This is a genomic window from Psychrobacter sp. TS_SC_6 (genome assembly GCF_056156305.1).
Genome location: NZ_CM149590.1, coordinates 2,008,283 through 2,021,414, shown reverse-complemented (window position 1 = coordinate 2,021,414; position 13,132 = coordinate 2,008,283). Strand labels below are relative to the sequence as shown.

Here is a 13,132-nt window from a genome sequence, read left to right as displayed (position 1 = left end):
AGGAATTTATTATGAGCACTTCAGCTATTATTTTTATGATTATCTCTATGGTACTTATATGGGGTGGTCTGACTGCTTCTATCATACATCTAAGAAAAAACCCAGATGTTCCCATGAGCGAAGTACCTGATGATAACTTTTAAGTATTTAAGTATCAAATGTTTTAGGCAGAAAGGTTGTTAATCAAGAAAAGAAAATGCCAGTCAGTGCAAGCCGACTGGCATTTTTGTATTTAATATACTGCTATAGCAGATTCATTATTAAGTCTGAATTTACTCAAAATACAGTTGAATCCAAATAAAACAGATACGTCATATATAGTTGAAATACTTTAAAGTCGCTACAGTGCTACTGGGATAAATTTTTCGAAGCCTCTGGAGTGCAAAGCGCACAGCAAGCGAGAAAAATTGATACCAGTAGTACAGGACTATTGATGTATCGATTTTACTTTTCATTGACTATACCAACACAGAGCGTGTATGAATTTTTCGAACGTGCTAAACTTACGCCGACAGAGACGGCGTAAAATTTACTTCAGTCCCACTGTATTGTTTTAATATTGCCTTCACTATAGATTAACGCAAATTCAGCTCTGGCACCGTCTGACCGCGTTTGCTATAAAATTCATTGACGAACTCATCAAATTTATCTTGTTCGATGGCATCTCTGATATTTTGCATCAAACGTTGATAGTAACGCAAGTTATGAATCGTCGCTAACTGCGCGCCAAGCATCTCTTTACATTTATTCAAATGCGATAAATAAGCACGACTAAAATTCTGGCAAGTATAGCAATCGCATTCAGGGTCTAACGGACCTTCATCGATGCGGTATTGGCTGTTGCGTATACGTACCACGCCCGCATTGTCGGCGTCGCCTGTGACAAAATAATGACCATTACGCGCATTCCGAGTTGGCATGACACAATCGAACATATCGACACCACGGCGTACTCCTTCAATGAGATCTTCAGGCTTGCCGACACCCATCAGATAGCGCGGTTTATCGGTAGGCATGTCATCTGCGATATAATCTAGGACGTCTATCATCTCTTCTTTTGGCTCACCAACAGACAAACCGCCAATGGCATAGCCATCAAAGCCAATTTCAAGCAAGCCTTCTAGTGATTGCTTGCGTAAATCAGCGTACATACTGCCTTGAATGATGCCAAATAATGCATTGGTACTGCCAAGCTTTTTATGCTCATCAACGCAGCGTTGTCCCCAACGTAGTGACAACTCTAAAGACTTTTTAGCTTCATCGTGGGTGGCTGGGTAGGGCGTACACTCATCAAACTGCATCACGATATCTGAATTCAAGCTATATTGAATCTGCATCGATTTTTCTGGTGATAAAAAGACTTTAGCACCATCGATAGGTGATTTAAAAGTTACACCTTCTTCAGTGATCTTACGCATCGCGCCTAGACTGAATACCTGAAATCCGCCAGAGTCAGTCAAAATAGGCTTATCCCAATGCATGAATTTATGTAAGCCACCGAACTTATCAATAATATCGGTACCAGGGCGTAACCATAAATGAAAAGTATTACCCAAGATGATATCTGCGCCAATTGCTTCGATATCACGTGGTAGCATACCTTTAACGGTACCGTAAGTACCTACTGGCATAAAGGCCGGCGTTTGTACATCGCCATGATTTAGGTGAACTGTACCACGGCGTGCGCGAGTGACACCACTGGCTGTTTTATGTAAGACAAATTGCATAAGGTAACCGCTATATGAGCTATGAAAATGTTGCTAATTATAGCATTGTTAGGCTTTTTTTGGTTATTGATGTTTATCTGATATAGATTTCACGGGATGTTTTTAGTCGACTATAACTAAAAGCTACAGACATCGTAATCAGGTCATTGCTAAAGTAGAAAACAGACCAAAAACTCAAGTCTTAATACCTTATATGCTTTTGGACAATGGAGATAATTCATGACCAAAAAAAATTACTTAATGAGCAGCTTATTATTAAGTAGCTTGTTATCGATATCAGGAGCAGCTATGGCTACCGAAGAGCCGAAATATACTGTCTTGTCGCAAACTGAAAATTTTGAATTGCGTCGCTATGATGAGCAACTGGTGGCGCAGACTTGGGTTACCGGTAATCAAAATACCGCCAGTCGTGCAGGGTTTAAGGTGTTAGCGGATTATATATTTGGTAGCAATACCGCGCCAAGTGGGGAGAGTAGTAAAATCAGCATGACTGCCCCTGTGAAGATGCAAGCTAAAAATAAAAATAGCAGTGATGAGTCGCAAAAAATAGCCATGACAGCGCCAGTGAGTATGCAACAAAGCGATGGAAAATGGCGTGTGCAATTTATCATGCCAAGCCAATACACGCCGCAAACGCTACCAAAACCAAATAATTCAAATGTTGAAATAGTGAAAGTACCCGCTAAGACTTACGGTGTTATTAAGTTTTCAGGGCTTGCTGGCAGTGAAAAGGCGGCTGCGAAAACGTTAGAATTACAGTCTTGGATGCAGGCGCAAAAATTAACGATGAGAGGTGAACCCGAATTAGCACGTTACAATCCACCATGGACGCTGCCATTTATGCGCCGCAATGAAGTAATGATCGCTTATCAGCAAGAATAACTCATAAAAAAAGACAGCAATCGCTGTCTTTTCTATATCCGAATTCAGAATATTAGCTTTAGCTATTTTGCTCGCGAATGATGTTCAGCATACGGCGTAATGGTTCAGCCGCGCCCCATAACAGTTGGTCACCCACGGTGAATGCGCCTAAATACTCAGGCCCCATATTAAGCTTACGCAGGCGACCTAGTGCGACCGTCAAGGTTCCGGTTACTGCAACAGGCGTTAAGCGATTCATAGTGGCTTCTTTATTGTCCTCAACCACGTCTAACCACTGATTACCGCTATTCTTCAGTGCTGCTTCGATCTCTTCTAATGGAATGTCTTTTTTGAGCTTAATCGTTAAGCCTTGTGCATGACATCGCATCGCTCCAACGCGAACACACATACCATCGATAGCAATCTTATCTGCTTCAGAGTTGCCAAGGATCTTATTGGTTTCAACACCGCCTTTCCATTCTTCACGAGACTGCTTGTTATCTAACTGTGAATCGATATAAGGAATCAAGCTACCGGCTAATGGCACGCCAAAGTATTGTTTAGGAAAATCTTCTGAGCGTTGAGTCTGAGCTATTTTTTTATCAATCTCAAGAATGGCGCTAGCAGGATTGGCAAGCTCATCTTTAACAGCATCACGTAATACACCCATGCCTTCAATCAGCTCACGCATATTATTAGCACCAGAACCACTAGCGGCTTGATAAGTCATGGCGCTGACCCATTCTATCCAGCCTTTATTAAACAGCTCACCAATTGCCATCAGCATTAGTGACACAGTACAGTTGCCACCGATAAAGTCTTTTTTACCCTCAGCGAGTGCATTATCGATAACAACTCGATTAACCGGATCAAGAATGATGATGCTATCATCTTCCATGCGTAAGGTGCTTGCCGCATCAATCCAATAACCAGTCCAACCGCTATCCCGCAGTGGTTGATGTACTTTTGAGGTATAGTCGCCACCTTGGCAGGTAATAATCACATCACAAGCGGTAAGGGCGTCAATATCATGAGCATCTTGTAGTTGGCTGGTCTTAATCCCATCAAAACTTGGCGCATCACCGCCTGCATTACTGGTTGAAAAGAATACTGGCGTAATACCGTCAAAATCTTTTTCTTCCATCATACGTTGTAACAATACTGACCCGACCATACCGCGCCAGCCTACCAACCCTACTGTTAAATCACTCATCAAACTCAATCCTTTTTTACAATAAATTGTTGCATCGCCAACCAATAACAATGCCGTGAATAGCTCCAAAAAGCAAGGTTTTTTGATGGGTTTCGCGGGTTTTACTAACACTATTAACTATGATAGTTATAAATTTGAGTTATGGTCATTCTTCTATCGCTGCTAATGAATTAGAAATGATGTTCAGCATGAGTAAAGTGTCGACTTTGATAAGGGAACAAGCACAGGCGTACTCCTAATCTTTGTAATGTTTTATGGTATCTATTAGGTAATTAGTGTTCAATAGTAGGCGCAGGTTGTCTGAAATGCTAAAGTAAGCCCTTATGTATAATGCTTACCTTAAGTACTTTTCGTTTTTATGTTTTTTATTTAAATATTTCTATATACATTTTATTAAGAGAATTTATCGTTTAGCTATTACAGACGCTAAGCCATAATAATAATGAACATAATCAACAGTCTAGCTGTTGATTTGATAAATGGTCGATACACATGGTGGATTTCTCCTTTCTATATTACGGTGCGCAAGGACTGGCAGGTCTCGTCGCATTTATCACTATTTGGGGATGGCTACCACTTGACAATTGGTGGGTACGCGGTGTGGATTTCCCTCGTATTCAAATCATGATACTTGGTATCATTGCTTGGCTTGGCATGGTGATATTTGGACCTCAGTGGCAGCTAGAGCAATGGCTGTTGTTTGCGGCTTTGAGTATTACGTTAGCCTTTCAGTTCAGAATGGTATTGCCTTATACGAGGCTATGGAAAAAAGAAGTACAAAATGCTAAGGATAAGCCGGATGTTGAAGAATATCAGTTAAAAATCATGGTTTCAAATGTGTTGACCACCAATGATGATACTTATAAATTGGTTGAGTTAGTACAACAGAAACAACCTGATATCTTAATTACTTTAGAAAGTGATGAAAAATGGGAAAAAGCGCTTAATCAAGTTGAGTCTGATTACCCTTATACGGTAAAAGTGCCTTTAGATAATTTATATGGTATGCATCTCTACTCTAAGCTTGAGCTGATAGACCCTGAAATTAAATATTTGATTATTGATGATATACCCTCTATTCATACTCAGCTACAGTTGCAAGGTGGGCGCGTCATTTGGCTTTATTGCTTGCATCCTATGCCCCCTAGTCCAACAGAAGCTGATAAATCTACGACCCGTGATGCTGAGCTATTGATGGTTGGCAAGCATATTAAAGATAATAAGCAAACGGCTATATTGGCAGGTGATCTTAATGACGTTGCTTGGTCACAGACCACACGTCGTTTTCAACGTATTTCAGGGCTACTAGATCCCCGTATCGGCCGACATTTTATCAATACTTTTCATGTTAACTATCCGTTTTTACGTTGGGCATTGGATCATCTTTTCCATAGTGCTTGCTTCACAGTGATTGATATTGAACGTTTACCTTCGATTGGCTCTGACCACTTTCCTGTGATGACAACGTTGCAATATGAGCCAGAAGAGGAAAGTAATCAAAAAGGAAATGCTCCTACAGCACAAGCAGCCGACTTTAAAGAGGCGGAAAATAAGATCGAAGCAGGCAAAAAAGAAGGTTGCAAGGTGTCTAAAGAGCGTGAAGAATCGGAATAGAAGTGAGCAAGATACCTGCTAGCTAAGCAAATCAGACGTAAGCAAATGCTTACGTTAAATAAGGTCTTTAGCCTCTAGTCGCTGCACATCAATTGTTTTAGAATACATCCATCAATACAAGGATACGCAAGGATGTAGTGTTGAGACAGTATCAATAATAGGACAGGACAGCCCACTGTCTCATGGATTACTGTTTATGACTTAGGATGAGTCAACACGGAAGAGATAACAATAATAATATGAAAAACCATAGCCCCGAACCAATCGCCCTAGGTTCGGGGCTTTTCTTTGTGTGTAAAATAGTGATTTATATGTTTTTACTCGTCATTTTGATGCTTGAGCATTTATAGTTAAAATATCTCAAAAACGCTACAGTGCTGCTGGTATAAATTTTTTGCAGCCTCTGTCTGCGTAGGCACAGCAAGCAAGAAAAATTAATATCAGCAGTACTTGATGTATCGATATTACTTTTCCCTGACTATATGTGTCTGCTATCATTTTTACATAAATGCTCAAGCATAAAAAAGGGTATATGCATTAACATATACCCTTCTTCAACACGTTTTAACTGCTTATGGATTAACCAAGCACCTGAATATAAGCGCCAGCACGTAGCTCTTGTAGCCAGTCTTCTTTGGCTTGTGGTGCTAGACGTTGATATAGCGCTTGACGTGCCATAGTACGACGATACTCATCGCTGACATCTTGTTGACGCTTACCTTCAACTTTGAGTATGTGCCAGCCAAATTGAGTCTTAAACGGAGCAGAATAATCACCGACAGCTGTGTTTTTCATCATTGCTTCAAACGGAGCAATCATTTGATCTTCACCAACCCAATCTAAATCGCCGCCGCGCCCTGCTGAACCAGGATCGTCTGAATACGTTGATGCTAGACTATCAAAATCAGCACCATTACGTAGCTGACTATATAGGTCATTGATTTTTTGTTCAGCAAGAGCATCTGTTTGCAGCTCATCAACTTTAACCAAGATATGACGAGTATTCCACTGAGGAACAAGCATAGTATCACTGGCTTTCTTATTGGCAAGCTTGATGATATCGATACCTTCAGGGGTGACTAAAGGCGCACTCACAGCGCCAACCTCAAGTTTGGTAATCTCGCTCGATAGCTCAGTTGGGAGGGCAGCGGCTTTATGAAAGCCCATATCACCACCTTGTAATGGAATAGGGTAGCTGCCTTGACTGGCTGCAATCGCTTCAGCGACATTGACATTTGACGCAAGAAGGCGTGTACGTAAATTTTGTGCCACTTTCAAGGCGTCATTACGCTGTGCTTCTGATAGGCGACTATAGTCATCCATATATGGAACACGGACATGGACCGTCTGATACTCACTTTGGTTTAAGCGTTTGGCTTCAGGTGATGCCAAAAATGCATCGATATCCTGCTCACTAATACGCACACGATTGGTTATTTGACGCTGTTGTAAGGCTTGAATCGCTGCATCTTCAATCAACTGCGCACGCAAAGTCGCGTAACTGCCCGATTGCGCTGAGTCTAAACGCTGTTGTAAAGCGGCGATGCTATTTAAACCTTCTGCTTTTGCTATTTGTTCTAAGCGTTTATTGATAGACGCTTCATCAGGATTTAACCCAACACGTTTAATCAATGACAGCTGTAGTTCGCGCAAAATAAGCGCATTTAATACTTCTGACTGTAACTGTGCTGAATTGGCAATAGGTTCACCCGCAGCTTTCGCACGCGCCTGTGTCTGAGCAATGGCAGCAATGAGATCACTTTTCAAAATCGCATTTTCATTCACCAATGCAATGATGCCATCTGTACTATTGGCAGGCGTTAAACGAGCCACATTGTTTTTTTGAGTCGTCGGCGCTTGCGCTTTTGCAGAGTTTACCGTTGCTGCTTGGGCACTAACGCTCATACCAAGAGCAGTCATTAAGCCCATTGATAGGAATACTGCTTGGCTTGTCTGGCGTAAAGAAAAAAATCTCATGATGCTCCTCATCAATGTCATTGCATCGGATGGTAATCGGTTAAATCCACTCGTCACTACTTTAGCATCAAATAATGTTAACGCTAAAAATAACAACACTTAAGCAGTGGCTAGGGTTGTTTATAATAGAATGCAAGCCTAATTTATACCATACCTACTAGGCTATAAATTGGGCTTGTCTCTTATCATGTTATTAGTCTTTCCACGCGCTTTGAACAGGCTCAAAACCCAATACTTTATCAGCAAGTAAGCGTGTCAAACGGCTACTACCACTGCCAAGACCACTTAATCTCACTTCTGCCATAATCGCTTGTGTGGGTTTTTCAGCGATATTTAGGTCATTATAATAACGACGACCATAAACCGCAAAGCCAAAACAGCAATCTTCATAATCGATCCCAATCAGTGAATCGAGTACTTGATTGCGATTATAGTCGTATTGACCTTGAGCCAGTACACGCCAGTTATTATTAATTGGGAAAACAGCTGACGCTGTCAATGCAGACAGTGGTAACTGGTTGGTATTTTCATCACGTTGACGTTTGATAAAGCCTACATTAAACAAGCTATTATCAGATGGCTGATAACGTAACTCAGTAGTAATATAATTTAAATCGTAGCTATTGGTTAGCGCGCCACTCACATCGATCCAGACATTATTATAAGGCTGGGTGCTAGTATCCCAAACCAATCCTGAAGACGATGAAGTAAAGACAGGTTTTGTATCGTCAAGCGTAACACGCCCATCATTAACATAAAACTGCTCTGCAATGCTACCATCAAAACGTGTCACGCCCGTTGCATCGATGTAACGATAGTTAATACCTGGGGTAAAAGCATGTAAATCTTGTAAGCGGTCATGCCCTAAAAACCAGCTGTCTGAAAACAGTTGCTCATAGTTAATAGAGGCAATACGAGTATTAAAGTTTGGAATGTCGTTTTGGTCTTTATAAGGCGAGTAAGTATACTTCAGGCGTGGGCTAAGCAAGCGATAGCCACCTAAAGTGTCGTCAAATGCGCCAAACGGTGAGCCGCCTTGATAAAAATGTAAACCTGCATCAATACTAGCTTGCGGGACAAACACTGACTGGCTGCCATCCTCTTTGTCCAATGAGTTGTCGACCAAGCTGTCTTGATCATAAGTGGTAAACAGATGCTGTAAGCTTAGCTTTGGCTTGATATAGCCCCATGAGTTCTCCATAGGATAAGAGGCACTGAGTTTATTATAAAAACGTGTGCCACTTTTTTCATTTTCAGAACCATCATCGATGGATTTTTTGAAATAAGCAGAGTCACTGACGCCAGTAATATCAAAATGCTTTGCCCAAGGCAGGCGGTAATCAAGTTTGAGCTGCGGTAGGCGCGAGTAAGGCTTGTCTTTATCTTGCAACATCTGCCCATTGTTATTCAACGCATCAAGTGTTTGGAAGGTTTCTACTTTTAGCTCGCCGTCGACATAGTCATTATAATAATTCAGTTGCGCTCGGCGCGGCAAGTTTAAGGTGTTATCTGATAAACCTAGCGTATCAAAATCATTAAGGTAGTCGGCATCAGACACGTAGCTGTATTTGGCCTCACCGCTTAGGCGTGGGATGCTGGTAGATGACCAATAATGATCATAGAACAAACTGCGGCGGTCTTCGCCATCGTATTCTTTATCATTAGGCAAGTAGGAACCATTAAAGATACCCTCGCCATAATTTTCTGTTAAATAACGAAACTCTCCAGATAGCATAGGATTACGAGTGGTATAAATATGCGCGCTTAGCGTGGCATCATAGTTGGGGGCTAGATTGAAATAGTAAGGCATATCAATTTCAAGTCCATTTTCGCTACTAATGCTGGCATTAGGCAATAAAAACCCACTACCGCGTCGACTGTCTATCGGAAAGTTAAAATAGGGCAGGTAAAATACGGGCACATCAGCAATACGGAAGGTGGTATTGTAAGCTTCACCGCGTCCTGTATCAGTGTCTAAATCTATACTTTTGGCATCAAATTGCCACTTGCGATTGGTCGGAGGGCAGGTGCTATACATGACCTCATCCAATTCATATTGGCTCTCATTCGGTCGGTTTAAGCGCTTGGCATAACCATGTGCTTGTAGCTCAACACTAGCAAAGGCAACATTTGTAGCAGTAGATTGCCCTGTTTCAGTATTATAATTCAAATTGTCAGCGACACCAATGAGACCACCTTGTGTTGCTTTATCAGTAAGGCTAGTTTTACCATTTTGCTGAGTGCGGTCTTGTGCCCCATTTACAGAGACATTGCCAGTAGCTTGGTCAGTAAACATCACTTTACCTTGCGCCGCTGCTACCCCGTTGCTTAAGTCCAATACGATTTTTTCAGCCTCAATATGCTGGGTCCCTTGGTCGATGATGACATTACCTGATAGTTCAGCATAATCGACATTATCATAGTAGCCATAATCGGACTCTGCAAATAGTGGCGCTTGATTGTTAGGCAGACCATTTAAATTGGGTGCTGGTTGTCCACTACTGGCGCTTGCTTCATTAACAGCCCGTTGATAGTTAGGGTTTTTCTTAGGATAAACCCACTGTCCTTCACAGCGCGCCGCACTATCGACGGTATGTGGCAGCAAGCGCAGATTGCTACCTACGGTTGGGATATTAGTCGTTACAGGCGTTAAACTGTTTTGAATATTATTTTGTTCGTTGTTTACGCTAGTGCCTGTATTGTTTGATGTTGCAACATTCGTATCTGGCGTCAGCTCATAAAATTCTGCTAAACGTTTAAGGCTTTCTTGAATACTCTCATCATTGGTATCAATTCGACGACTACCAGCTTTTGCTGCGTTGCTTGTATTTACTGGGGCAACATGGCTATCTTGGCTCGTCTTGGTATGATCATTAATCGCAGTGATATTATTGTTATTTACAGCCGCGTCATTACCTAGAGTAACATTACGACTCAAACTGGCTTTTTTATAGGCTGCTGATTGCTGACTGTCGCTTTGATAGCTGATGTCGTGATTGATTTCATTATTCAAACCAGCATCAGTTGCTACGTCATCGGCATACTGGCTTGAGCTATCAGTCACCAATGGCTCAGGCATCATCGAGTCAGTCTGAGTGATAGCGGCACTAACGGTCAAGCTCGATAAGCCTAGCGCGCCAAATAAAATCAAACGGATGCTTTGGTAAAGCGGAGAATATAACAAGGGCACACCTATGATTTGTAGAGCCTATTGGATTGCAATATATCGTCTATCAAGTCTGTTTTAGACAGCTACAGCGCTTTATAAACGAATAATAAATAATATAATCTTAAAAGTTGGGACGTTTTACATATAATGACGACTAATCATAGTCAAAAAAAACCAAATCAGCTACACTATTTATCAAATTAACAAAGTTTATTAGATAGCCATGCTATTTTTAAGACAACAGCGACTGTGCAATAAGCGCTCGCTATTTTAGCAAGTATTTGTCCTACTTATCACTCATTTAGTCATTTACGACTTATATTTAACCTGCGATGCTTTTTATGACCGATAAAACACTATTAAATCCTACGATACCAGCCTTGAATACGCGCCAAGAGTCATTAGAGTGCTGGTTAAAGCAAGTGTTCGAGAATCAAACCTTTACCCTTGAGAGCTTACCAGGTGATGCCAGTACTCGTCGTTATCACCGTATTCAGCTAGTAACTATTGATACGGATGATACGACAAAAATAGCGCGTTATATTGTCATGGATTCGGCTGATGAGCAAGACGCGATGCAGCAGTTTATCACTGTGGCAGCACTCATGTCGCAAGCCATCAATGTACCGACGCTGATCGCGCAAGATGTGACAAAAGGCTTTTTGGTCTTGCAAGATTTTGGCGCGGTAGAGTTTGCTCATTTATTGGTTGGTGCTACGCCTGCGCAAGTAAATGACTACTATCAATTAGCGATGCAGACATTAGTTGCGTTGCAACAGATACCGGTAGAGACAGCAAGATCTCAGCATCAATTGCCTGATTATGATGCCACCATGCTGAACCGTGAAATGGATTTATTTAGCGACTGGTTTATTCCGCATATCGGCGTGACACTTGATACATCCTTATGGGAAAACCTAAAATCAGCCTTGATAGAAGAGATTCTATTACAACCGCAAGTCATCGTCCATCGTGATTATCATAGCCGCAATTTGATGCAAGATCAGGCGGATAATACGCGATTAGGGGTGATTGACTTCCAAGATGCAGTGATTGGCGCGCATAGCTATGACTTGGTATCATTGCTACGTGATGCCTATGTCGAATGGTCGGAAGCACAAATAACGCAGTGGATTTATGATTTTTGGCAATTGCAAAAACAAGCAGGGCTGTTAACAGCAGACAGTGCTGAGCAACTTGAAAGTCAGGTCAATATTATGGGCATACAGCGGCACCTAAAAGTACTTGGTATTTTTATCAGACTTTATGAGCGTGATGGTAAAAGTCGTTATTTAGGGGATATTCCTAAAGTCATGCGTGATTTTCTATTTGAATTAGAATGGCTAAGTACAAAAGGCAGTGCACGTCTGCAACAAGTCGTTTTGCCATTTAATCAATGGATAATAGATATAGTATTGCCTGCTTATCAAACCAAATTTGTGCAGCAATATATTTAATGCCAATGTATTTAAAGCTATTGATCATCAGCCGCCTCGTATAAATTTCGCCAAGAATAAGGATTACCTATGTCGATAATAACGCAAGCCATGATTTTGGCAGCCGGTAAGGGTACGCGCCTGCATCCATTAACCTTACAGACGCCAAAGCCGTTAGTGGAAGTAGGCGGGCAGTCACTTATTATTTGGCATATTAAAGCGCTACAAGCTGCTGGTATTACTGATATTACGATTAATGCTTCTTGGCTGGCTGATAAGTTGATGGACACGCTTGGCGATGGCACGCAGTTTGGCGTACAGTTGCATTGGTCACTTGAAGCAGGTGAGCCATTAGAGACAGCAGGTGGTATTTTTAAAGCGCTACAAACTGGAAAGTTAAAAAATGAACCATTTATCTTAGTCAACTCTGACGTATGGACGACTTATGATTTTAGTCAGTTAGTCCCGTATGAGCTAAGCGCAGACCAGCGCGCCCATTTGTTGTTGATTGATAATCCTGAGCATAATGAGGGTGGCGACTTTGCTATTCATACTGGTTTGGCAAGCGAGCAGGCCATTGGTAAAGCTGATAAATATACTTTTGCTGGCATCAGTGTTGTATCGCCACGATTGGTTGATGGCTTGGTATCAGGTCAATCTGCTGCCCTTGGACCTTTACTTAGAAAAGCAATGATAAAATTCCAAGTAACCGCTGAGATCATGCTTGATAACTGGATAGATGTTGGGACACCTGAGCGCTTGGCACAGGTCAATGAGTTTATAGAAAATAAAGGGGCAAGCGAACATTGCGGTGCTTAACTGACAATGGGCTATAGCTTTATTTAAAAACATAGTAGGAATGAACTCCATAAAAAAACCGCAGCGCTAATTATTGATTAGCGCTGCGGTTTTTTATGGATAGCTCAAGGGGTAAATATTTATACGCCCATGGCTAGTTTGATTAATCGAGCAAAGATAAAGACCACTAAGAACCCTGCTAGATATAAACCAGCAAACCATAGCCATTGCGATTGTTTCTTACTCAGCTTTTTCATGAAAATCTCCTGATTGGCTTATGAGTTGTGGCCATCATGAATGAATAATGATAGCCACAGTTTTTGGCTGATGCGTTATA

The 13,132-nt window shown here is 41.5% G+C and carries 10 protein-coding genes; 5 read left to right on the top strand and 5 right to left on the bottom strand.

All coding sequences use genetic code 11. From position 1 onward, the window contains the following. The first annotated feature begins 11 nt into the window (after positions 1-11). Positions 12-143: a methionine/alanine import family NSS transporter small subunit gene (locus AC0J5Y_RS08510; RefSeq protein ID WP_475130295.1), complete on the top strand. Its 132-nt coding sequence runs from the start codon at positions 12-14 to the stop codon at positions 141-143. A 432-nt stretch (positions 144-575) separates the two neighbouring features. Here the strand turns inward: AC0J5Y_RS08510 and tgt are convergent, their stop codons facing one another. Then, the gene (tgt, locus tag AC0J5Y_RS08505; RefSeq protein WP_475130294.1) at positions 576-1,727 is read right to left on the bottom strand and encodes a tRNA guanosine(34) transglycosylase Tgt; all 1,152 of its coding nucleotides are present in this window, start codon (positions 1,725-1,727) and stop codon (positions 576-578) included. A 219-nt stretch (positions 1,728-1,946) separates the two neighbouring features. On the opposite strand from tgt, the gene AC0J5Y_RS08500 reads away from it, so the two are divergent. Further along, complete coding sequence (locus AC0J5Y_RS08500) at positions 1,947-2,609, top strand: SOUL family heme-binding protein (RefSeq protein WP_475130293.1); 663 nt, start codon at positions 1,947-1,949, stop codon at positions 2,607-2,609. Positions 2,610-2,667: 58 nt separating this feature from the next. Here the strand turns inward: AC0J5Y_RS08500 and asd are convergent, their stop codons facing one another. Beyond that, positions 2,668-3,801, bottom strand: a complete 1,134-nt coding sequence (gene asd, locus AC0J5Y_RS08495) for an aspartate-semialdehyde dehydrogenase (protein ID WP_475130292.1) — start codon at positions 3,799-3,801, stop codon at positions 2,668-2,670. A gap of 492 nt (positions 3,802-4,293) precedes the next feature. Between asd and AC0J5Y_RS08490 the strand changes: the two genes are divergently transcribed. Further along, the gene (locus tag AC0J5Y_RS08490) at positions 4,294-5,415 is read left to right on the top strand and encodes an endonuclease/exonuclease/phosphatase family protein (RefSeq protein WP_475130291.1); all 1,122 of its coding nucleotides are present in this window, start codon (positions 4,294-4,296) and stop codon (positions 5,413-5,415) included. Positions 5,416-5,994: 579 nt separating this feature from the next. Here the strand turns inward: AC0J5Y_RS08490 and AC0J5Y_RS08485 are convergent. Continuing rightward, entirely contained in the window at positions 5,995-7,392 is a 1,398-nt protein-coding gene (locus tag AC0J5Y_RS08485) for a peptidylprolyl isomerase (protein ID WP_475130290.1), read from the bottom strand. Positions 7,393-7,585: 193 nt separating this feature from the next. Further along, entirely contained in the window at positions 7,586-10,576 is a 2,991-nt protein-coding gene (locus AC0J5Y_RS08480; protein WP_475130289.1) for an LPS-assembly protein LptD, read from the bottom strand. A 326-nt stretch (positions 10,577-10,902) separates the two neighbouring features. On the opposite strand from AC0J5Y_RS08480, the gene AC0J5Y_RS08475 reads away from it, so the two are divergent. Further along, entirely contained in the window at positions 10,903-12,018 is a 1,116-nt protein-coding gene (locus tag AC0J5Y_RS08475) for an aminoglycoside phosphotransferase family protein (protein WP_475130288.1), read from the top strand. Positions 12,019-12,087: 69 nt separating this feature from the next. Further along, positions 12,088-12,816 (top strand): N-acetylmuramate alpha-1-phosphate uridylyltransferase MurU, encoded by a 729-nt coding sequence (gene murU / locus AC0J5Y_RS08470; protein ID WP_475130287.1) that lies wholly within the window; start codon positions 12,088-12,090, stop codon positions 12,814-12,816. Positions 12,817-12,935: 119 nt separating this feature from the next. On the opposite strand, the gene AC0J5Y_RS08465 is transcribed toward murU, so the two are convergent. Beyond that, positions 12,936-13,052: a DUF2474 domain-containing protein gene (locus tag AC0J5Y_RS08465; protein ID WP_475130286.1), complete on the bottom strand. Its 117-nt coding sequence runs from the start codon at positions 13,050-13,052 to the stop codon at positions 12,936-12,938. Positions 13,053-13,132: the final 80 nt, after the last annotated feature.